The organism is Sphingomonas sp. CFBP 13728, from assembly GCF_014841895.1.
GTDB lineage: Bacteria > Pseudomonadota > Alphaproteobacteria > Sphingomonadales > Sphingomonadaceae > Sphingomonas.
Map to the genome: position 1 here is coordinate 122281 of NZ_JACYUS010000002.1, position 22199 is coordinate 144479.

22 protein-coding genes are annotated in these 22199 nt (G+C 66.7%); 6 read left to right on the forward strand and 16 right to left on the reverse strand.

Annotated elements, in window-relative coordinates; genetic code table 11:
* Positions 1-14: 14 nt before the first annotated feature.
* The 4 genes from smc (at position 15) to IFT67_RS09355 (ending at position 6604) form a co-directional block, all read left to right on the forward strand.
* Entirely contained in the window at positions 15-3401 is a 3387-nt protein-coding gene (smc, locus tag IFT67_RS09340; RefSeq protein ID WP_192146776.1) for a chromosome segregation protein SMC, read from the forward strand.
* Positions 3402-3434: 33 nt separating this feature from the next.
* Positions 3435-3611: a hypothetical protein gene (locus IFT67_RS09345; RefSeq protein WP_168371622.1), complete on the forward strand. Its 177-nt coding sequence runs from the start codon at positions 3435-3437 to the stop codon at positions 3609-3611.
* Positions 3612-3831: 220 nt separating this feature from the next.
* Positions 3832-5076 (forward strand): putative DNA modification/repair radical SAM protein, encoded by a 1245-nt coding sequence (locus IFT67_RS09350; protein WP_192146777.1) that lies wholly within the window; start codon positions 3832-3834, stop codon positions 5074-5076.
* Between the two features lie 142 nt (positions 5077-5218).
* Entirely contained in the window at positions 5219-6604 is a 1386-nt protein-coding gene (locus IFT67_RS09355) for a UdgX family uracil-DNA binding protein (RefSeq protein WP_192146778.1), read from the forward strand.
* 94 nt (positions 6605-6698) lie between these two features.
* Here IFT67_RS09355 and IFT67_RS09360 read toward each other — a convergent pair whose 3' ends face one another.
* A complete protein-coding gene (locus IFT67_RS09360; RefSeq protein WP_192146779.1) occupies positions 6699-7496 on the reverse strand; it encodes an aldo/keto reductase in 798 nt (265 codons plus the stop codon).
* An 80-nt stretch (positions 7497-7576) separates the two neighbouring features.
* Between IFT67_RS09360 and IFT67_RS09365 the strand changes: the two genes are divergently transcribed.
* Positions 7577-8209, forward strand: coding sequence for a DedA family protein (locus IFT67_RS09365; protein WP_192146781.1), 633 nt, complete (start codon positions 7577-7579; stop codon positions 8207-8209).
* Between the two features lie 79 nt (positions 8210-8288).
* Here the strand turns inward: IFT67_RS09365 and IFT67_RS09370 are convergent, their stop codons facing one another.
* The 11 genes from IFT67_RS09370 to IFT67_RS09420 all read right to left on the reverse strand — a co-directional run bounded on the left by IFT67_RS09370 (position 8289) and on the right by IFT67_RS09420 (position 16211).
* Positions 8289-8798, reverse strand: a complete 510-nt coding sequence (locus tag IFT67_RS09370; protein WP_192146783.1) for a hypothetical protein — start codon at positions 8796-8798, stop codon at positions 8289-8291.
* Between the two features lie 63 nt (positions 8799-8861).
* On the reverse strand, positions 8862-9398 hold the full coding sequence (locus tag IFT67_RS09375; protein WP_192146785.1) for a demethoxyubiquinone hydroxylase family protein: 537 nt from the start codon (positions 9396-9398) through the stop codon (positions 8862-8864).
* A complete protein-coding gene (locus IFT67_RS09380) occupies positions 9395-9877 on the reverse strand; it encodes a disulfide bond formation protein B (protein WP_120299750.1) in 483 nt (160 codons plus the stop codon). The genes IFT67_RS09375 and IFT67_RS09380 overlap by 4 nt, the downstream gene beginning before the upstream one ends.
* A 20-nt stretch (positions 9878-9897) precedes the next feature.
* Positions 9898-11283 carry a S41 family peptidase gene (locus IFT67_RS09385; RefSeq protein ID WP_192146787.1) on the reverse strand — a complete coding sequence of 462 codons (1386 nt, stop codon included), beginning with the start codon at positions 11281-11283 and terminating at the stop codon, positions 9898-9900.
* A gap of 461 nt (positions 11284-11744) precedes the next feature.
* Complete coding sequence (locus IFT67_RS09390) at positions 11745-12917, reverse strand: murein hydrolase activator EnvC family protein (RefSeq protein WP_244647309.1); 1173 nt, start codon at positions 12915-12917, stop codon at positions 11745-11747.
* Between the two features lie 3 nt (positions 12918-12920).
* On the reverse strand, positions 12921-13343 hold the full coding sequence (locus tag IFT67_RS09395) for a 23S rRNA (pseudouridine(1915)-N(3))-methyltransferase RlmH (protein ID WP_192146789.1): 423 nt from the start codon (positions 13341-13343) through the stop codon (positions 12921-12923).
* 18 nt (positions 13344-13361) lie between these two features.
* A complete protein-coding gene (gene rsfS / locus IFT67_RS09400; protein ID WP_056061225.1) occupies positions 13362-13769 on the reverse strand; it encodes a ribosome silencing factor in 408 nt (135 codons plus the stop codon).
* 1 nt (position 13770) lies between these two features.
* A complete protein-coding gene (locus IFT67_RS09405; RefSeq protein WP_192146791.1) occupies positions 13771-14385 on the reverse strand; it encodes a nicotinate-nucleotide adenylyltransferase in 615 nt (204 codons plus the stop codon).
* A complete protein-coding gene (locus IFT67_RS09410; RefSeq protein ID WP_192146793.1) occupies positions 14382-14666 on the reverse strand; it encodes a type II toxin-antitoxin system RelE/ParE family toxin in 285 nt (94 codons plus the stop codon). Before IFT67_RS09410 ends, IFT67_RS09405 begins: the two co-directional genes overlap by 4 nt.
* The gene (locus tag IFT67_RS09415; RefSeq protein WP_192146795.1) at positions 14663-14917 is read right to left on the reverse strand and encodes a hypothetical protein; all 255 of its coding nucleotides are present in this window, start codon (positions 14915-14917) and stop codon (positions 14663-14665) included. Before IFT67_RS09415 ends, IFT67_RS09410 begins: the two co-directional genes overlap by 4 nt.
* Positions 14918-14948: 31 nt before the next feature.
* The gene (locus IFT67_RS09420; protein ID WP_192146796.1) at positions 14949-16211 is read right to left on the reverse strand and encodes a glutamate-5-semialdehyde dehydrogenase; all 1263 of its coding nucleotides are present in this window, start codon (positions 16209-16211) and stop codon (positions 14949-14951) included.
* 77 nt (positions 16212-16288) lie between these two features.
* Between IFT67_RS09420 and IFT67_RS09425 the strand changes: the two genes are divergently transcribed.
* Positions 16289-17398 carry a DUF3667 domain-containing protein gene (locus IFT67_RS09425; protein ID WP_192146798.1) on the forward strand — a complete coding sequence of 370 codons (1110 nt, stop codon included), beginning with the start codon at positions 16289-16291 and terminating at the stop codon, positions 17396-17398.
* A 133-nt stretch (positions 17399-17531) separates the two neighbouring features.
* Here the strand turns inward: IFT67_RS09425 and IFT67_RS09430 are convergent, their stop codons facing one another.
* From IFT67_RS09430 to IFT67_RS09445, 4 genes are all read right to left on the reverse strand, one after another.
* On the reverse strand, positions 17532-17909 hold the full coding sequence (locus IFT67_RS09430; RefSeq protein ID WP_235518258.1) for a hypothetical protein: 378 nt from the start codon (positions 17907-17909) through the stop codon (positions 17532-17534).
* Between the two features lie 63 nt (positions 17910-17972).
* A complete protein-coding gene (gene ftsH / locus IFT67_RS09435; RefSeq protein WP_133018508.1) occupies positions 17973-19961 on the reverse strand; it encodes an ATP-dependent zinc metalloprotease FtsH in 1989 nt (662 codons plus the stop codon).
* 104 nt (positions 19962-20065) lie between these two features.
* The gene (gene tilS, locus IFT67_RS09440) at positions 20066-21034 is read right to left on the reverse strand and encodes a tRNA lysidine(34) synthetase TilS (protein WP_192146800.1); all 969 of its coding nucleotides are present in this window, start codon (positions 21032-21034) and stop codon (positions 20066-20068) included.
* 193 nt (positions 21035-21227) lie between these two features.
* Positions 21228-22151, reverse strand: coding sequence for a tetratricopeptide repeat protein (locus IFT67_RS09445; protein ID WP_192146802.1), 924 nt, complete (start codon positions 22149-22151; stop codon positions 21228-21230).
* Positions 22152-22199 lie beyond the last annotated feature (48 nt).

Here is a 22199-nt window from a genome sequence, read left to right on the forward strand (position 1 = left end):
CGGGGGGCGCAAGAATGCAGATCAAGCGCCTCCGCATCACCGGCTTCAAGAGCTTCGTCGACCCAGCCGACCTCCGCATCGAACCAGGCCTCACCGGCGTCGTCGGCCCCAACGGCTGCGGCAAATCGAATCTCCTCGAAGCCCTCCGCTGGACGATGGGCGAAGCAAGTGCGAAATCCCTGCGCGGCGCCGGTATGGAAGACGTCATCTTCGCCGGCACCGCGACCCGCCCCCCACGCGACTTCGCCGAAGTCTCGATCCTCGCCGAAATAGCCGGCGACGAACGCGAGATCGTCCGCCGGATCGAACGCGGCGCCGGCTCCGCCTACCGGATCGACAGCCGCGACGTCCGCGCGAAGGACGTCGGCCTGCTCTTTGCCGACGCGGCCACCGGCGCGCACTCGCCCGCGCTCGTCAGCCAGGGCAAGATCGGCGCGGTCATCGCCGCCAAACCCGCCGACCGCCGCGCAATGCTGGAGGAAGCCGCCGGGATCGCCGGCCTCCACGTCCGCCGCAAGGACGCCGAGGGGAAGCTCCGCGCCACCGAAGCCAATCTCGCCAAGCTCGACGAGATCATCTCCGATCAGGACGCGCGCGCCGCCACGCTGAAACGCCAGGCCCGCGCCGCCGAACGCTACCGCCTCATCTCCGCGCAGATCCGTGTCGCCGAAGCGCGCACATTGTTCGCCCGATGGCGCGAAGCCGCCACCGCAGCCGATGCCGCCAAGGCCGAAGCCAGCGCCGCAGAAACTCGCGTCCACGCCACCACCGAAGCCGAGCGCGCAGCCGCCGCAGACCAGCACCGCGCGATCGAAGCCGTCTCCACCGCGCGCACCGCAGCGCTCGCCGCGCGCGACCTGGTCGGCGATCTCGCCCACCGCCTCGCCGCACTCAGGACCGAAAAGGCCAGCGTCGAGCGCAGGATCGCCGACCTCGCCGATGCCCGCGCCCGCATCGCCGACGACCGCGCCCGCGAAGGATCGCTCGCCAGCGACGCCGCCGCCGCGCTCGCGCGCCTTGCCGACGAGGCCAAGACGCTCGACACCGCGATCGCCGACGCCACCGCCGCAATCCCCGATCTCGACGCCGCGCTCGCCGAAACCGAACGCAGCGCCCGCGACGCCGAAGTCGCGCTGGCCCAGGCGCTCGCCACGCAAGCCCGCGACGCCGCCGAAGTCCGTGTCGCCAGCGCCGCGCTCGCCGCCGCCCGCACCCGCGCCGACCGCGCCGACCGCGACGCCGCGCAAATCGCCGCCGCCCTCCGCGCGCTCGGCGACCCCACGCCGCTAGCCGCAGAGCGCGAGACCGCCGCCGAAGCCCGACGCACCGCGACCGCCGCCGCAGAGTCCGCCCGTCAGGCCATCACCCAGGCAGACACCGACGAAGCCGCCGCGACCAGCGCGCGAGACGCCGCCGAAACCACCCGCGCCACCGCCCGCGCAGACCTCGCCGCGATCGACAGCGAAGTGACGGCGCTCACCAAGGCAACGCAGCGCAGCGGTCGCGATCGGCTGCTCGACCATGTCTCGGCCAGCACCGGCTACGAACGGGCATTAGCCGCCGCACTTGGAGACGATCTCGACAGCGGCCTCGATGCATGGGCCGGCGCCAAGCCCCGCAAAGACGACCCCGCCGCGCCCGCCGGTGCCGAACCGCTGGCAGAGCATGTCGACGCGCCCCCCGCCCTCGCCCGCAGGCTCGCGCAGGTATTCGTCGTCGACACCGACGGCCAGCAACACCTCGCCGTCGGCCAGCGCATCGTCACCCGAGACGGCCAACTCCGCCGCTGGGACGGCTTCACCGCAACCGGCACCGGCGCGGCCGCCGCCGAACGCCTCGTCCGCCGCAACCGCCTCGCCGCACTCCAAGCCGCCCGCCCCGCTGCAGCCAAGGCGCTGGACGACGCCGAACGAACCCGCGCCGTGATCGACGAGCGCATCGCCCAGACCCGAAGCCAGTCGCAAACCGCCCGAGCCACCCTGCAACGCGCCGAAACTGCCGCGCGCGACGCCCTCCGCCAGGAAGACCGCGCCGCCGCCGCGCTCGAACGCCTCGCCACCCAGCGCGCAGACCTCGACGTCCGCGCGCACCGTATCGCCGACGACGTCGCCGACGCGCACGCCGACCGCACCCGCGCCGAAGCCGCCATGGCCGCCGTCCCCGACGGCACCGCCAACGCGCGCCAGGTCGCCGCGCTCCAATACGACGCCGAACGTGCCCGCGCCGCCGTCGCGCAGGCCCGTGCCGATCGCACCACGCTCGACCGCAGCATCGCCACCCACCGCGAACGCTTGGCCGCCGCCCAAGCAGACACCCGAAGCTGGCGCGCGCGCGCCGGTGAAGCCGCCAAGCGCATCGCCGCCATGGACGCACGCGAAACGACGCTGGGCGCCGACCTCGCCGCGATCGCCGCTCGCCCCGCCGCCCTCGACGCTGAAATCGAGACGCTCGACGCCGAACACCGGGAAGCGCGCACAACCGCCGACGCGCTCCTCGCCACCGAACGCACCGCGGAAACCGCCGCCCGCACCGCCGACGACGCCCACCGCGCCGCCACCGAAGCGCTCGCCGTCGCCCGCGAGGCCCGCGCCGGGGCGATCGCGCGCGTCGAGAACCACGAAGCGCACCGCCTCGATCTCGGCCGCCTCTCGGGCGAGCGCTTCCAATGCCCCGCCCCCGTCCTCCCCGAACGTCTCGGCTTCGCGGTCGCCGACGTCCGCGCGCCAGCCGAAGAGTCCGCCACACACGATCGCCTCACTACCGACCGAGAACGGATCGGCCCGGTCAACCTCGTCGCCGAGGCCGAACTCGCCGAACTCGAAGAGTCCGCGCGGGGCAACGCGGTCGAGCGCGACGAACTCGGGCAAGCCGTCAACCGCCTGCGCGGCTCGATCGGCACGCTCAACCGCGAAGGCCGCCAGCGCCTGCTTGCCGCGTTCGAGGCGGTCAACGGCCATTTCCAGCGGCTCTTCACCACGCTGTTCGACGGCGGCAGCGCACATCTCGAACTGATAGACTCCGACGACCCGCTAGAAGCCGGCCTCGAGATCATGGCGCAACCGCCCGGCAAACGCCTCCAGTCGCTAACGCTGCTGTCGGGCGGTGAGCAGGCGCTGACCGCGGTCGCGCTGATCTTCGGCCTGTTCCTCACCAATCCCGCGCCGATCTGTGTGCTCGACGAGGTCGACGCGCCGCTCGACGACGCCAATATCGAGCGCTTCTGCGACCTGCTCGACCGGATGTCGCGCGACACCGACACGCGCTACCTCGTCGTCACGCACAACGCCGTCACGATGAGCCGCATGCACCGCCTGTTCGGCGTAACGATGATCGAACGCGGTGTCAGCCGCCTCGTCTCGGTCGACCTGCAAGCCGCGACCGGACTCATTGCAACGGCGTAGGGAGACAATCCACGTTCGCGACGTTGACCCTCGATGTTCCTCGACGAATCCAGCATCTGGCCACGCAAGGAGGATCTGCCTCCGCGCAAGCCCGTGTATCGTCACGAGAAGGCGCTGACCCGCCTGATCTTCGTCTATCTCTTCCTGTTGCTGCTCCTGCCCGTAAGCCTCGGCGGCATGGTCGACCTGATCCGCTACGTGTTCGACTAACTGATCGCTGTCCTACACGTCCCGATCCTGACAGCGTTCCGACGCCGAGATCTCGAGACTTTCCTACCCGAGAAACCGCCCCTGCGAAAACGCTCCCAGCGTCTGTACTTTCTATACTTCACTTTGCCGCCATGACCGAGAACCGCCCCGCATCAGCGACATAGCGACAAGTTGATCTCCATCACTCGACACCCCTTTTCGCGGAACGTAAGACGAACGAATGGCCCAACTCGACACCCGTGAAAAGCTCGAGATCCTCGCCGACGCCGCCAAATACGATGCGTCCTGCGCGTCGTCGGGCACGACCAAGCGCAATTCGAAGGACGGCAAGGGGCTCGGCTCGACCGAAGGCATGGGCATCTGCCACGCCTACGCGCCCGACGGGCGCTGCATCTCGCTGCTGAAGATCCTGCTGACCAACAGTTGCATCTTCGACTGCCATTACTGCATCAACCGCAAGAGCTCGAACGTTCGCCGCGCCCGCTTTACGGCGAAGGAAGTCGTCGATCTCACCATCGCCTTCTACAAGCGCAATTATATCGAGGGCCTGTTCCTTTCGTCGGGGATCATCGCGTCGTCAAACTACACGATGGAGCAGATGGTCGAAGTCGCGCGGTCGTTGCGCGAGGATCATCATTTCCGCGGCTACATCCACCTCAAGACGATTCCCGACGCCGATCCCGAACTCGTCCACCAAGCCGGGCTGTACGCCGACCGCGTCTCGATCAACGTCGAACTCCCAACCGCGAACGGCCTGAAGCGTCTCGCGCCCGAGAAGGACGGCGTCCGCATCGAGACCGCGATGGCGGAGGTGAAGGCCTCGATCATCGACGGCAAGGACGCCAAGGCCAAGTACAAGTCCGCGCCCCGCTACGCTCCCGCCGGCCAGTCGACGCAAATGATCGTCGGTGCAGACGCCGCGACCGACGGCGACATCGTCCGGAAGGCGTCGACCCTGTACGACCGCTTCGGCCTGCGCCGCGTCTATTATTCGGCGTTCAGCCCGATCCCCGATGCGAGCGCCGTCCTCCCGCTGCAACGCCCGCCGCTGATGCGCGAGCACCGACTGTACCAGTCCGACTGGCTGATGCGCTTCTACAAATTCCAGCCTCACGAAGTCGTCGCCGCCGCCGACGACGCGACTGGCATGCTGCCGCTCGACATCGACCCCAAGCTCGCCTGGGCGCTCAAATTCCGCGGCTCTTTTCCGGTAGACGTCAACCGCGCCCCCCGCGAAATGCTCCTCCGCGTCCCCGGACTCGGCGTAAAGGCAGTCAACGGCATCCTCACCAGCCGCCGCTGGCGCCGCCTGCATCTGGCGGACATCGCAAGGTTGACGGTATCCGTGGCCAAGCTCCGCCCCTTCATCATCGCCGAGGATTGGCGCCCGGTAGCTCTAGCGGACAGAGCCGAACTCCGCCCCATCGTCGCCCCGAAACCCAAGCAAATGGAAATGTTCGCGTGAGCCCGGCGCATTCCTCCCCGGCACGGGGAGGGGGACCGCGACGCGCAGCGGCGGGGTGGAGGGGGCTCACCACCACCGACACGTTCGCGGAAGCCCCCCTCCACCAGCTTCGCTGGTCCCCCTCCCCGTGCCGGGGAGGATTATGCGCGTCGTAACCCTTTCCGAACCCGACGACTTCGACGGCTGGCGCGACGCCGCGCGTGGCCTGATCGCCGAAGACGTCCCCCCCGACGACGTCGTCTGGCAAGTTGGCGACGAACCGGTCGACTTGTTCGCAACCGTAGCCGATCCGGCCCCCGTCCCACCCCCAGGCGCATTCTCCGTCCCACGCGCCTTCATTGACCTAGCCCGCAGCGCCATCCTCGGCAGCGACCCAGAACGGTTCGCCCTGATCTACACGCTGCTTTTTCGCCTCCGCCGCGAACAAAAATTGATCGAGGACCGCGCCGATCCGCTCGTCCGCCGCCTCGACCGGATCGCCAAGGACGTCCGCCGCGACATCCACAAGATGCGCGCATTCCTGCGTTTCCGCGAAGTCGAGGAGGACGGCGGCACGCGCTTCGTCGCGTGGTTCGAACCCGACCACCACATCGTCCGCGCCAACGCAGCCTTTTTCGTCAACCGTTTCGCCAGCATGCGCTGGTCGATCCTGACGCCCGAAGTCTCGATCCACTGGGACGGCAAGGCACTCAGCGAAGGCCCCGGCGCAAGCAAGGCGGACGCCCCCGACGGCGACCCGACCGAGGAAGTCTGGAAGACCTATTACGCCAGCATCTTCAACCCGGCGCGCGTCAAGATCGGCGCGATGCTGAAGGAGATGCCCAAGAAATACTGGAAGAATATGCCCGAGACCGCGCTGGTGCCGGGCTTGCTTGCAGCGGCGCAAGCAAGGGAGAGCGGCATGATCCAGAAGGCGCGCGACAACGTCGGCGGCAACAGCTTGATCGCATGGGAAGCCCTGCGCGACGAGGCCGCCGGCTGCACCCGCTGCCCACTCTACAAGCCGGCGACGCAAACCGTGTTCGGCGAAGGCCCAGTCGACGCCCCACTGATGTTCGTTGGCGAGCAACCTGGCGACCAGGAGGATATCGCCGGACGCCCATTCGTCGGCCCCGCCGGCCAGATGTTCGACAAGGCGATGGCGGAGGCGGGAGTCGACCGCTCCCGCGCGTACGTCACCAACGCGGTGAAACACTTCAAGTTCGAACAACGCGGCAAGCGCCGCATCCACGCCAAGCCCGGCGCCGGCGAGATCGACGCGTGCCGCTGGTGGATCGAGCAGGAACAGATGCTGATTAAGCCAAAGGTGACCGTGGCGCTCGGCGCGACGGCGGCGCGGTCGCTGTTCGGCAAGGTGATGACGATCGGGCGAGAGCGTGGTCGGGCATTGCAACTGCCCGATGGCGGGGAAGCCTGGATCACAGTGCATCCGAGTTACCTGCTGCGGCTGCCGGACCCAGCGCAGGCGGCAGAAGAATATGCGCGATTTGTCGAAGACTTGCGCGTCGTAGGCCGACGAATTGCTTGATCCTCGAAGGAGCAAATCGCACGCTCTTTTCCTCCGTCATCTTGATGAACGTCAGGATGACGAGCTCGTCAGTCGAATCGCTTCCTCACCCTCATTACATACTGTTCGGTTCTGGTCCCAACCGGCCAGCGGGGTCGTCGAGCCCTTCGATCGCGGCCATGTCCTCGTCATCCAGCGTCAGATCCAGCGCCGCGAAGTTGTCCGCGAGATGCTCGGCATCCGACGCCTTCGGGATGACCGAAAAACCATTCGCCAAATGCCACGCTAGAATGACCTGCGCCGCACTCCGACCATGCTTGTCCGCAATCCGAACGATTGCGCCGTCCTGCAGCAACGTCTTGCCCTGCCCCAGCGGGCTCCAGCTCTGCGTCCCGATGCCATGCGCTTCATGATACGCACGCTGCTCGCGCTGCTGGAAATTCGGGTGAAGTTCGATCTGGTTGACCGCCGGCGTCACGCCGGTCGCAGCGACGATCGCGTCGATATGTTCGGGAAGGAAGTTCGACACGCCGATCGACTTGGCCTTCCCGGCATCGCGCAGCGCGATCATATCCTTCCATGCTTCGACATACTTGTCCTGCTTCGGCACTGGCCAGTGCATCAGGTACAGGTCGACCGATTCGACACCGAGCAGCGCAAGGCTCTCGTCCATCGCCGCCTCGGCATCGCCCTGCCGGTCGTTCCAGAGCTTAGTCGTCAGGAACGCGTCCGAGCCCTTATAGCCGTCACCGACGCCACGCTCGTTCTCGTAGATCGCGGCGGTGTCGACCAGCCGGAAGCCGATATCGAGCCCGGAGCGGACGATCGCCCCGGCCTGGCTGTCGGGGATCTGCCACGTGCCCATGCCAAGCTGGGGCATCGTGCGGCCGTCGTTAAGTGTAAGATCTGTCATGCCGCAAACAGCGCACGACACGGCCGGCGGTTCCGATTGGCTCTTCCCTTCCGCGCCAGGTTCGCGCAATCGACCGAGCCATGTTCGAAAAGATCCTGGCCGTGCTGGCCACCTTCACGATCGGCGTCATCTCGTCGGGTGGCTATGTCGGCATCGCGCTGCTCATGGCGATCGAAAGCGCGTGCATCCCGTTACCGTCCGAGATCATCATGCCGTTCGCCGGCTATCTCGTCTCGACCGGGCGGTTCGACCTGTATCTCGCCGCGACCGCGGGCGCGATCGGGTGCAATCTCGGTTCGATCGTAGCGTACGAGATCGGCAAGCGCGGCGGGCGGCCGATGGCCGAACGCTGGGGTCGCTTCGTCCTGATCGGGCCGGGCGAGCTTGACGCGGCGGACCGGTTTTTCGCGCGCTGGGGTTCGATGGCGGTGCTGATCGGCCGCCTGCTTCCCGTCATCCGCTCGTTCATCGCCTTCCCGGCCGGCGTCGCGCGGATGAAGCTGGTACCGTTCCACGTCTACACGTTCATCGGGTCGTGGCCGTGGTGCTTCGGGCTGGCATGGGTCGGCATGAAGCTCGGCGACAAATGGGACAGCGATCCGCGCGTGAAGGCCGCGTTCCACAGCGCCGACCTGCTGATCGGCGTCGTCCTGATAGCCCTCGTCGGCTTCTACATCTGGCACCGGGTTCGCGGACTGAGGCGCCACCCGTAACCGGGTTGCGTGGCTCTACACGATAGCTTTGGATTGGCGTTCCTCCTCCCAGCAGGAAGAGGAACGATGATCATACCGTTCAGGGCAGGACAGGCACGTCCGCGGCGCGCGTCTTGTTTTCCAGGCGCGATTCGCGAACGCGCTGGCCGAAGCAGCCAGTGGCACCGCCGGCGCCGACTGCGGAGCAGCTGCCGATCGTGTTGACGCCCGACCCGGCGTCCATCGTACCCTGCGCCTTGGTCGCCCAGCTGGCATTCTCGGGCGTGACGACGAACTCGCGGAGTTCCTTCGGGACGCGGTACTGCTCCTGCGCGCTGCGGCGTACGCAGACGACGATCTCTTCGCCATTCTGGTTGGTCGGGCAGCGTTCGTTGCCGAACAGCGTCAGGACGCCGTTGATCGGCGCGTTCCGCGAGACCTGCGGCGGCGCGACGACCGGCTTCGGCTTGGCCGTCGCACCGGGGAGCGCGGGGGCCTTGGTTGGCAGTTGCGCCAGCGTCGGACCCGTGTTGCCGGGCGAATTTGGTTGCGCGGTCTGGGCGACCGCGGGTCCAGCGACAAGCAATGCCGCCGCAAAAAGCATTTTCATACGCATCACTCCCACAATCCGTATTCCAGTCACTGGCCGTATTCTCATTGTATCGGCCGCAGCTCAGATCCGCTTGGCGGTAGCGATCGCGACCTTGCATCCAAGCCGGATCGCCGCGCTCAACACCGGATACCCCGGTGTCTCCTCGGCCCCAGCCGCAATCGCGGTTGCCTTGTGCTCGAGTTCCTCGGCCTGGAAATCGAGGATCGCTGCCGATAGCTCGGGATCGCTGGCGCCAAGCTGAACGAGCTGTTCCTCGTAATGCTTGTCGATCTCGGTCTCGACCGCTGCGGTGCACGCCATCGCAGCCCGCGGGCTGATTGCCGCCGTCACTGCGCCGAGCGCGAAGCCGGCGACCTTCCAGATCGGCTGCAACACCGTCGGCCGCACGCGGCGATCGACGATCATCTTGTCAAAGAACGCTCGGTGGCGCTCCTCCTGCTGCGCCATATGGTGGATCGAGCGCGACGCCGGGTGGCGGTCGCCGAGCACAGCCAACTGGCCTGCATAGATGCGAATTGCGCCGTATTCGCCGGCTTGATCGACGCGGATCATCGAATCGGTGGCGCGCTTGACGTCGCCTGGCTTCCAGCCGCTCATCTCGTCTTCCTCATGAGTGCGAATATGGTGAACGCACCGACGAGGGAAAAGATCGCGTTGAACCCGGCGAGCGAAATGCCGAGCAGTTTCCACTGTGGCGAATCGCAGCGTACCATCGGCGCGTTCATGATCGCGGCGAGGCGCTCGGCCGCAGTGGTGCCGGCCATCGAGACGGTCGTGGTGCAGGCGGTGAAGCCGTTCCACCAGTGATATTCGACGCCGGCGTGCGCGACGCCGATCAAGCCGCTGAGGCCGATCAGCAGCCCGGCGATGATGACGAGTGACGCGCGCAGCGACCGGCCAGGGACGAAGAACGTCGCGCCCGCGATCAGAACTGCGGAATAATGCGGCCAGCGCTGCCAGTGGCACATCTCGCACGGATACAGCCCGCCGAGATATTGGGAGCCGAGCGCGCCGAGCAGCAGGAACGCCGGCAGCAGGAGCGCGATGGCGCGCGCGATCTCTTCGTTCTTGGTCATTCCCAAACCACGACGCACGCTCACTTGGTGGGCGCCTTGGCGTCAGTGGGATCGGGCTTGATCGGGCGCGGCTTGGTGGCGGCAGCAACCTGAGTTGCACCGCCGAGACGGGCGACGGTCTTCAGCGCGTAATAAAGCTGGAAGTCGTCGATACCCTGCTTCTTCAATTGGTCGGGCGTCTGCGAGAACCGGGGATCGGTCTTGGTATCCTCCTCAAGCACCGCGTTGTCCGCCTTCACCTCGTTGATCAGGTGTTTGCGCAGGTCGGCCTCGCGGAACACCGGGCGCGACTTGTAGTCGGGATCGGTGAGCTGCGGCACCTTGATGTCGGGCTCGATCCCGCCCTCCTGCACCGATCGGCCAGACGGCGTGAAGTAACGCGCGGTGGTGAGGCGGAGCGCGGTCTCGGGGCCGAGCTGGAGCACGGTCTGAACCGAGCCCTTGCCGAAGCTGCGCTCGCCCATGATCAGCGCGCGGTGGTGATCCTGCAGCGCGCCGGCGACGATCTCCGACGCCGACGCGGTACCGGGATCGGTGAGGACGACGACCGGGAGGCCATGCGCGTCATCGCCGGGTTTGGCGTAATAGCGCTCGATATCGGTCTTCTCGCGGCCGCGCTGCGAGACGATCTCGCCGTGATCGAGGAAGGCGTCGCTGACCTCGATCGCCTGGGTCAGGAGGCCGCCGCCGTTCTCGCGGAGGTCGACGACATAGCCCAGCGGGCGGTGGCCGAGCGACTTGTCGATCGCCATGATCGCCGCGCGCGTGTCGGCGCCGGTGTGTTCGCTGAAGGTGTTGATGTTGATATAGCCGACGTCGCCGCGGACTTCCCACTTCACCGGCTTCTGGACGATGATCTCGCGCATCATCGTCACGTCGAGCGGCTTGTCGCGGCCGGGGCGGACGAGGCCGAGCGTGATCTTGCTGCCGGGCTTGCCGCGCATCTTGCCAACCGCCTCGTCGAGCGAATCGCCGTAGATCAGCTTGCCGTCGATATGCGTGATGTAGTCGCCGGACTTTACGCCCGCGCGGGCGGCGGGGGAGTCCTCCTGCGGGGCGACGACCTTGATCGCGCCGTCCTCCATCTGGACGGTCAGGCCGAGACCGCCGTAATTGCCTTCGGTCATGATCCGGAGATTCTCGTAGTCGAGCGCATCGACGTACGAGCTGTGCGGATCGAGGCTGGCTAGCATGCCCTGGATCGCGCCCTTGATCAGCGTCTTGTCATCGACCTTGTCGACGTAATCCGCCTTCACGCGGTTGAACACGTCGAGGAACTGGTCGAACTCGCGGTACGTGTCGGTATCGACCGCCGCCATCGCCGAGGTCGCGAGCGGGATCAGCGTCAGCGCGCCGACGATCGCAGTCGCGGCAAGGAACGGGGTACGCAGTATAGGACGAGGCATCGATGGTCCTGCAACCTGAGAAAAGACGTGTCGTACGGTCGTGACGGCGTAGCGTAGCGGAACGCTGGCGGCAACGCGCGCGGAGCAAAGCGGGGCCAGGGTTAATAGTGGCTGACTGGAGGCGCCTGGCGACGGGGTTTGACGCGGCGACTCCCCTCACCGTCATGCCGGGCTCGGCCGGCATCCACGCTGCCCCATGCTCGGCAGGATTTGATTATTGGAACGGTGGCCTACTGAGCCCGTCGGCGCTTATCCCCCGTCAAACGTGTCACGGTCATTCCCGCGCAGGCGGGAACCCATACTGGCGAATCTCGCGACATAATCGCCACCGTTTGAGCATCTGGATCCCCGCCTCCGCGGGGATGACGGAGCATTACATGTCGAAGAGGGGTGCCTGCCGAACCGGTCCGGGGTGACGAAGTAATTTGGAAAGGTCCGGAACACCTGCCAGCCGCCGGCTCTCAGTTGATCAACGAAGCGACGTCGACGGGGCGGCCCCGGCGGCGGAGTTCGACCGTGATGCGCGGGTCTTCGCGGGGGGCGGTGCCGAGCGGCGCGCCCATCGCGACGCGATGGCCGGGCTTTGCGGATGTTGTCGCGAGGCCCGTGACGAGGCTGGTCCAGCCGTCGGCGTGGTCGATGATGACGATCGTGCCATAGTCGCGGAAGCGATGCGCGTAGCGCACCGTGCCCGCCGCGGGGGCGACGACACGAGCTCGGGGGGCAGTGGCGAAGGTCAGGCCGCGCGATCGGACGCCGGAGTCCGAAACCTCGTCAAAGCCGGTAACCAGCCTGCCCGTTACGGGTGTGCGGTATACGCCGCGCGAGGGCGCCGGGGGCGTGGTGCCGGGCGCGATCGGGCGGGGGATCGGACCGGCGAGCGCGATCAGGCTGGCGGCGGTCGCCTTGGCGTTGGTGGTGGCGGCCATGCCGTCGACGAGATCGCGCGCGCGTTCGCCGAGCGCGAGTGCGCGGTCGGATTCGCTGAGCGCACCGCGGCCGAGGAACTGGCTGCGTTGACGATGGCGCGCCTCCAGGGTGGCCAGCGCGACGCGATCGTTCTCCAGGCGCGCGCGGCCGTCGGCGAGCGCCTTGGCGGCGAGCGTAGCGCTGGCTTGCAGGCGACGTGTTTCGACGAGTTCGATGCGAACTGCTTCGGTACGCTGGCGGACCACTGGGAGCGCGCTGCCCAAGACTGCGCGGACATGGACGAGGTCGTCGACCGATCCCGGCTGCGCGACTGCGACGATCGTCGGGCGGCGCGCGAGCGACTCCAGCGCGGCGAGCAACCGTGCGACCGGGGCTTGCGCGCGGCCGAGCTTGGCGCGCTGATCGGTCAGGAGGCGTTCGACTAGCGCCACGCGCGCGCTGGCTGTCGCGAGGTTCGCTTCGGCAGCCGTTACGCGGGCGGCTAAAGCCTGTTCTTCACGCCGCGCCTTGTCGGCGGCGTTTCGCTCCTGGATAGCCGCTGCGGTGAGTTTAGCGGCACGGCGTGCGGCGATCGCGGCATCGCGCTTTGCCGCGACCAGACGCCCCTGTTCGCTCGCGACCTCAGCCGTGTCATTGGTCTGCGCGGTCACGCCGCCCGCAACCGCGAGCAGCGCCGCGACCGCCAGGCCCCTCCCCATCCTCATGCATCACCCTTCGCGGTGATAGGGGTGGTTGGCAAGGATGCTGGTCGCGCGGAAGAGTTGTTCGGCGAGCATCGCGCGCGCGAGCAGATGCGGCCAGGTCGCGCGGCCGAACGAGAAGAGCAGATCGGCCTCGTCGCGCGCCGCATCGTCGAAGCCGTCGGCGGCGCCGATCATGAACCGTGCCTCGCGCACGCCGTCGTCGCGCCATCGTTCGAGCTTCTGCGCGAACTGCGTCGACGACAGCGTGTCACCCTTCTCGTCAAGCAGGATACGTTTGGTTTGCTCGCCGACGACCGGGATCTTGCCGCCGGTGTCGGGAAGTTCGCTGACCTTGGTCGGCCAGACGATCCGCTTCAGATAGCGGTCGACGAGGTCGGCCTCGGGCGAGCGCCCGATCCGACCGCGGGCGACGATGTGGAGCAGCATCGCCGCCTCGGAGCCGGCTTAGTCTTCGTCGGTGAAGGTCGGCACCGGCGGCGGCGCTGGTGCGTCGCCGAATGCCCACATCCGCTCCAGATTGTAGAAGCTGCGGACTTCGGGGCGGAACAGGTGGACGATGACGTCGGTCGCGTCGATCAGCACCCAGTCGGCGGTCGGCAGGCCCTCGATCTTCACCGGGCGCTTGAACTCGGCCTTGATCCGCTCGGCCAGCTTCTGCGCCATCGAGGCGACCTGGCGGGTCGAACGACCGCTGGCGATCACCATGTAATCGGCGATGCTGGTCTTGCCCGCGAGCGGGATCGAGATGGTCTCGACCGCCTGGTCGTCGTCGAGCGACGCGAGGATCAGGCGATGCAGTGCCTCAACCTCTTCGGGGTCGGTCGCGCGAGGGGCAGTAGGGGAAGTGGCCAAGTCAGCTCCTGGGTAAGAACACCGGACCAGCAACGTGCTGGGCCCAGTCGGGATTTTCGGCACGCAGGCCGGTTGCGGAGGTCGGGTCGGGTCGGAAGCGCAACAGCACGAGGGCCGGCAATCTCCACGTCGTCCAGCTCTTCGCATGGTCTGTGCGCCGTTGGAAGCGCCGCAGCCAACCCATCGCGGGGGCCGCGAGGGCGCGCCCGTCATATCCCGGACGCGCGATTACCGCAATCGGAACCTCGCGGGCGATCTGGCGCCAGTTCTTCCACCGGTGGAAGTCGGCGAGATTGTCCGCGCCCATCAGCCAGATGAAGCGGATCTTGGGGTAGCGTCGCTTCAGCTTGCGGATCGTGTCGAGCGTGTAGCGGGTGTGGAGCCGCGCCTCGATATCGGTCGCGCGGATCGGCGCGCGGCGCGCCATCCGTCGCGCCGAAGCGAGGCGCGCGGGGAGCGGCGCCATGTCATTCGCCGCGTCCTTGAGAGGGTTGCCGGGGGACACCAGCCACCACGCCTCGTCGACCGCGAGCGCGTCGATTGCCGCGAGCGTGATGCCGCGGTGGCCGTTATGCGCGGGATTGAACGACCCGCCTAGGATGCCGACGTGGGTCACCGCTGTTTACGCCAGTTCTCACGACCATGATAAGCTCGCAGCATTTCAACGCCGTTCGGGGCGATGCGGTAGATCAACACATAGTCGGTATCAGGCACGCGCCACTTGCGCTCGTCGCGGTCGACGATCGGACCTGCGGCGGGAAAATCGGCGAGGAAATTACCTGCCGCGATCGCAGCGCGGCCCACTAGATCGGCATAGTCGAGATCGCGTCGAGCGTTGAAATCATCGATCCGTGCGAGATCGATCTGCGCGAGGGGAGTCCAGGTTGCGCAACTCATCCTCGCCGACGAGCAGCCACGCGCTCTTCGAACCAGATTTCCATCTCTTCCTGGCTTATCAGTTCGCCGCGATCAGCGGCGTCGATCCCCTCTTGGATGAAGGCGCGCATCCCTGCATGATGCTCGGCTGCCTCTCGGATCGCTTCGGCAGCGAACTCCTCGCCGGTGATACCGCGATACCGCGCAAGTTCCTCGACCATCGCGAAGGTCGTGGGATCGAGCGGGGTGGTGATCGAGATGGGCGCGTTCATGGGCTTAAGCTACGCCGATCGTTAGAGAGCATCAACCGCGCACCTGGCCGGTGCCGCGGCCGATCCATTTGTAGGTGGTGAGGCCTTCGAGGGCGACCGGGCCCCGGGCGTGGAGCCGACCTGTGGCGATGCCAATCTCCGCGCCGAGGCCGAACTCGCCGCCGTCGGCGAACTGGGTAGAGGCGTTCCACAACACGATCGCGCTGTCGACTGAGGTCAGGAAGCGCTCGGCAACGGCGGCATCTTCGGCGACGATCGCGTCGGTGTGGTGCGAGCCGTGGCGGGCGATATGCGCGATCGCCGCGTCGATGCCGTCGACGATCGCGACCGAAGCGATCGCGTCGAGATATTCGGTGTCCCAGTCGGCGGCGTCGGCGGTGGCTATCTCGGGGACGAGTGCGAGTGCACTTCCGTCGCCGCGTACTTCGCAGCCCGTTGCAGCGAGTCTTCGGATCAGGGCGGGTGCGTTCGCATAGTCACGGTCGATCAGCAGCGTTTCCATCGACCCGCAGACACCGGTGCGGCGCATCTTCGCGTCGACGACGACGGCCTCGGCCATCGCCGGCTCGGCCGACGCATGAACGAAGACATGATTGATGCCATCGAGATGCGCGAGGACGGGCACGCGCGCTTCGGCCTGAACGCGCGCGACGAGACTCTTGCCGCCGCGGGGGATGATCAGGTCGATCACCCCGTCCGCCTTCAGCATCGCGCCGACTGCCGCGCGATCGGTAGTCGGCACGAGTTGCACGGCGTCGACGGGCACCCCGCCCGCCTTCAGCCCCGCGACCAGTGCCGCGTGGATCGCGCGATTGCTCTTCACCGCTTCCGACCCGCCGCGCAGGATCGCTGCGTTGCCGGCCATCACGCAGAGCGCGGCCGCGTCGGCGGTGACGTTGGGACGGCTCTCGTAGATGATGCCGATGACGCCGATCGGCACGCGGACGCGGGAGAGCTTCAGGCCGTTCGGACGCTCGCTGGCGTCGATCACCTGCCCGACCGGATCGGCGAGCGCCGCCACCGCCGCTACGCCGTCCGCCATCGCCGCTACGCGCGCCTCGTCCAGTCGCAACCGATCGAGCAGCGCACCCGACAGACCCGCCTCTGCCGCGCGCGTCATGTCCTCCGCGTTGGCCGCAACGATCTCAGCAGATGCCGCCCGGATCGACTCCGATGCCAACACCAGCGCGGCGGCCTTCCTCTCGGACGGCATCGCCGCCAAGACCAGCGCGGCAGAGCGCGCGCGCGCACCCATTTCGGCAATCATCTCGGTCGGATTTTCTGCATCGGCCATGCCGCACGCGGTATCATGCGAAGCCTCTCGCGCCAACGTCGCGAACTCGTTACGCTGCCGATATTGCAGGGGGACGCATGACTGGGGATATCGGGGCAGCGGCGGATATCGCCACGGGTAGTTTCGTCGGGCGCGCGTTCGAACCGAGCGCGGGCGAAGCGCATGGTGTGCGTACGGGCCATGGCCCGGACGGTGCGCTTTGCCTGAATTGCGGGACGCGACTACTGGGCGAGCACTGCCATGCCTGCGGCCAATCGGCGCATGTCCACCGCTCGCTCGGCGGGATCGGGCATGAGATCGCACACGGGGTTTTCCATTTCGAAGGCAAGATATGGCGGACCTTGCCGCTGCTGGTACTGCATCCAGGCGCGCTTACGCGGCGGTACGTCAATGGCGAGCGGGCGCGGTTCGTGTCGCCGCTGGCGCTGTTCCTGTTCACCGTCTTCCTGATGTTCGCGACGATCGGCGCGGTCGGCGGCGAAATGACGAAGGACTTCATCCGGGACCAGCGGACCGGCAAGACGTCCGACTATGCACGCGAGGCCGCCAGGGCTCGTCTCGCGTTGACAAAAGTCGAGGCGCAGCAGGAGGTTGCGAAGCGTGAACCCGCCAATCTCTCGGGGGAGCAGCTTGCCACGCTCGATCGGCAGGCAAGCGCCCTTCGTACTACCGTTCGTGCACTCGGCGTGGCGGCGGATATGCAGAACGGTGCCGCTTACGGCACGGTCGTCGATCTAGGCGATTTCAAGACCGGTTGGGAACGACTCGACCACGGGATCGCCAAGGCGAACGGCAACCCGGGCCTCATGTTCTACAAGCTGCAGACCAGCGCGTACAAATACAGCTGGGGCCTGATTCCGTTATCCGTGCCGTTCATGGCGCTACTTTTCGTCTGGCGACGCCGACATCACCTCTACGACCACGCTATCTTCGTGACCTATTCGCTAGCGTTCATGATGCTGCTGACGATCGTGTTGATCATAGCGGGCGTTATAGGCGTCGCAGAGGGCTGGATCGTTATGGCGGCGATGTGCGTGCCGCCTGTTCACATGTTCGCGCAGCTTCGCGGGGCTTATGAGTTGCGGAAGTGGTCGGCGGCTTGGCGGACGGTGGCGCTGTTGACATTCGCGTTCACGGTTTTGCTGGCGTTTATCGTGCTGCTGTTGCTGCATGGGTTGACGGACTGAACGTTATTAAGCGGGTCCTGCCAACTCCCGTTCGTGCTGAGAGAAGTCGAAGCACCTGCGTGCGGGGCATACCCTTCGACTTCGCTCAGGGCGCACGGATGAAAGAAGACCTCTTCAACCTCCCCCAGCCACCTCAACGGCAGGGATAGAGGTTCGCCAGGACGCGGGCGTAGCCGTCCTTGAGGGGGCGTTTCTGGTAGCTGGCGGGGAGTTCGTTGAGGCCGTCGAGCATGTCCATGATGCCGACGGACTCGCCTTCCGGAACGCAGGCGATCGGTGGCTTGCCGGCAGCGGCGCGAGCGGCGCGTTCTGCTTTGAGTTGATTGGTCGCGGCTTTGGCTTCGGCCTTCAGTGCGGGGAGGTCGGGCGACATGAGCGCCATCGGGCCCTGGTCGCGCAACGCATTGGCGCGGGCCAAGAAGGTCCCGACGGTCATCGCCGCGCTTGCCGGCATTGCCGCGCCGACCATGAGTAGCGCTGCGACTACAGCCTTGGAACGCGAATACGACATGGGCAGCCTTTCCGAGAAAAGACCGCCCATAGAGCTACTTAAGTGACTGTCCGGTGAACCGGATCACGCCCCCAAAGGGGTTGGCGTCCCGAAAGGTCCCGACGGACGGCGGGTCTTGGGGATCGACGTGCCCGCACGCGGGACGGTCGACGCCTTAGCACCCGGATCCGGACGATCGAGATCCTCGCCCGCGATCAGCTTCTTGATTTCGTCACCGGTCAGCGTCTCGAACTCGAGCAGCGCGCCGGCTACGGTGTGGAGCTGGTCGACATGATCGCTCAGCACCTGCTTGGCGCGGTCGAGACCACCTTCGACGATACGCTTGATCTCGTCGTCGATCAGTTGCGCAGTCTGGTTGGACATGCGTGATGGACGGCTCGACGAGTAACCCAGGAACGACTCGCCTTCGGGCTCGCCGTACTCGAGCGGGCCGACCTTGTCCGACATGCCCCAGCGCGTGACCATGTCGCGTGCCAAACCCGTGGCGTACTGGATGTCGCCCGACGCGCCAGACGAAACCTTGTCGTAGCCGAAGATGACTTCCTCGGCGACGCGTCCGCCCATCGAGACCGCGAGGTTCGCGTACATCTTGTCGCGGTGATAGCTGTACGAGTCCCGCTCCGGCAGACGCATCACCATGCCCAGCGCACGACCGCGCGGAATGATCGTCGCCTTGTGGATCGGATCCGACGCAGCCTCGTGCATCGCGACGACGGCATGGCCGGCCTCGTGATACGCGGTCATCCGCTTCTCGTCGTCGGTCATGACCATGCTGCGACGCTCTGCGCCCATCATGACCTTGTCCTTGGCCTCCTCAAACTCAGCCATCGCCACCAGACGCTTGCCCTTGCGCGCCGCATGCAGCGCCGCCTCGTTGACGAGGTTGGCGAGATCCGCACCCGAGAAACCGGGCGTACCGCGTGCGATGACGCGAGCGTCGACGTCGGGTGCGAGCGGCACCTTCTTCATGTGGACTTCGAGGATCTTGATGCGACCCTCGATATCCGGCCGCGGCACGGTGACCTGGCGATCGAAACGGCCCGGACGCAGCAGCGCGGGGTCGAGCACGTCGGGACGGTTGGTCGCGGCGATGATGATGATGCCTTCGTTCGCCTCGAAGCCGTCCATCTCAACCAGCAGCTGGTTCAGCGTCTGCTCGCGCTCGTCATTGCCATTGCCGAGACCGGCGCCACGATGACGACCGACCGCGTCGATCTCGTCGATGAAGACGATGCACGGTGCGGACTTCTTTGCCTGCTCAAACATGTCGCGGACACGGCTCGCACCGACGCCGACGAACATCTCGACGAAATCGGAACCCGAGATTGTGAAGAACGGCACGCCAGCTTCACCCGCGATCGCGCGGGCGAGCAACGTCTTGCCGGTACCGGGCGAACCGACCAGCAGCGCGCCCTTGGGGATCTTGCCGCCAAGACGCGCGAACTTCGTCGGGTCCTTCAGGAACTCGACGATCTCCTCAAGCTCTTCGCGAGCCTCGTCGATGCCAGCGACGTCCTGGAAGGTGACCTTGCCTTCCTTCTGCGTCAGCATCTTCGCGCGGCTTTTGCCAAAGCCCATCGCGCCCGAGCCAGAGTTCTTCTGCATCTGCTTCAACACGAAGAACGCGATGCCGAGGAACAGCAGGAACGGCAGCGACTGATACAGCAGCAGCGCCAGCATCGACGGGCCTTCTTCGGGCTTCGCGCTGATCGAGACGCCCTTCTCGCGCAGCTTCGGCACGAGCGTCGAGTCCGGGATGGGATACGACTTGAACTTCTCGCCCGAGGACAGCGTCCCCGAGATAATATCGCGCGAGATGTTGACGTCCTTGACGGTGCCCTCGTCGACCTTGTCGAGGAACGCCGAATACGCGATCGTGTTGCCACCCGACGCCGCGGTACGGCCGTCGAACATGGTCACGAACAGCGCCAGCGCGAGCAGGATGCCGACCCATATCAGCAGGCTCTTCATCCAAGGATTGCCGCCGCCATTTTCGGGGCCGCCGTTTCCGGGGCCCTGGGGCTTCTGACCGCGGTTGTCGTTGTCGCTCATGGGTGCACGATACCTTTCAGCGCACAAGATAAGCGCGCGCAGGTTAATGGCAATGGAACAACGCGCGACTTGCGTTGATCAGTGTGAACGGACCGGCGCGCGGGTCAGGCTGCAGTTCGACGCGGCGGTGCCTCGCGGAAGCGCCAGACGTCGCCGCGAACGCTGGCGATGATCCCAGCCTGCGTGGTGCGCTTGCCGGTCATCAGCGAGTCGAGCAGGCTTTCGATGTTGGCCGCCTCGGTCCATTCGGGTGCGGCGATGCCGGCGTCTTTGCGGACCGTGCCGATCGCGCGGCGCGCGAGGCGGCGGAGGATTTCGCGAGGCAGCTTCTCGACCGCGAGCTTCACCTCGCAGCCGCCAACCTTGGCGCGTTCGGTCCAGATCCAGTCGACCATTGCGCGGACGTCGGTGTCGGTCTCGGCGAGCGCGGCGGCGGCGCGCGCGAGGTTGGGCGTGCCAAGCCATTCGTTCTCGCCAAGCAACCGGCGAAAACGGGTGCGATCGTGGCGGTCGTCGTGGTTCGAGGGATCGTCGAAGAACGGCACTTCGGCGCGGCGGACGATCGCGCGGAGTTCGGCGCGGCGCCAGTCGAGCAAGGGGCGGACGACCGTGATGCCGTGGACTTCGGTGCGGGCTCGGACGCCGGCGAGCCCCGCAAGACCGGAGCCGCGGGCGGCGCGCATGAGGAAGGTTTCGGCCTGGTCATCGGCGTGATGGCCGGTGACGAGCGCCCCTGCCCCGATCGCACGGGCGTGATCGGTCAGCAGGGCGTAGCGGGTGGTGCGCGCCTGCGCCTGGATGCTGGCACCGGTGATCGGTTCGGTTGGCGCGAGCGTGGCGTGGGGGATGCCGAGCGTCGCGCAATACGCGGCGACCATGGCGGACTCTTCCACCGCTTCGGGGCGAAGGCGGTGGTCGATGCTGGCGACCGTGAAGCCGGGGGGGAGAGCTTCGTGCGCGAGGGTGAGCATCGCCATGCTGTCCGGGCCGCCGGAGACGGCGAACAGCGGGTTGGCGATGTCGGCTGCTAGGCGCGCGAAGTCGGCGGCGAAGCGGCGTCCTTCTTCGGTCATACGAGGCGCGTCATCATCGTAAAAAGTCCACCACCCCGGCGGAGGCCGGGGCCCAGTTGGGAAACGTTGCTGATCGAGCGCTGCGACCCGTTACTGCGACCTTTCCAACTGGGCCCCGGCCTCCGCCGGGGTGGGGCTGGTTTGCAAGGTGCAGACACGAACAGGCGGTCACGCTTAGCCATCAAGGAATCGTTTACTTGCACTTCGCCGCGCTGCGCCCGGCGGCAACCTGCCCCTTCATCGCCGACGCCATCGTGGCGCCGTACACGTCGTTCAGTTCGTCATACACCTTGCACGCATCCGCCGGCTTGTTGAGCTTGGTCAGCGCCTGGCCAAGATACAGCAGGCTGTCCGGCGCGCGCTCGCCTTCGGGCATCTTCTTGTAATTATCGTAGAACGCCATCGAGGCGAGGCTCGGCTTGCCCTCGTCGAGATACGACCGGCCGAGCAGGTTCTGCGCATAGCTGGCGCGCTTGCTCTTCGGGTAGTCGGCGACGACCTTCTTCAGTTGCGCCTCGGCCTGCGGATACTGCTTGGCCGCCCAGAGGCGGTAGCCGTACATATACTCGTCCTCCGCCGGATCGCCGGTCGACGGCTTTTCGACCGAGACCTTGGTCGGCGTCGCCGCGCCGGGCTTGCTCGCGGCTTCGGGGCGCGTGGTCGGGCGTGATGGACCACTCGACTGATCATCGGATTCGATCGGGCCACCAGCCCCCGCCCCCGTCGCGATCGGCGCGGGACCGGTCTCGAGCGTCTTCAACCGCGCGTCGTTCGAACGGCGGTAATTGTCGAACGCATCCTGCAACTGGCGCGTGCGGTTCTGGTTCTGCTCGATCTGCTCGGTGAGCGAGGTCATCTGCTGTTCGAGCGACGTGACGCGCTGGTTGACGTCGGCGAGCGCGCTGGTCGCGGGCGAGCCGGGCCCGGGACCCTGCTCGCTCTGCGGCGCGCGGACTTCGGGCTGGAGCATCTGGCCCGCACCACCCGGGAAGACCTTCCGCTGGACCGCGCGCATTTCGCTTTCGAGCTTGCCGACGCGGCCCTCGACATTTTGTGCCTGTACGGTAGCGGGCAACAGCGCCGAGAGGCAGATGCCGACCAGAATTGACTTACGCATGGGCCACACCCCCCGGTGGATTGGTTAATCGTCCGGGTATAGCTGCAC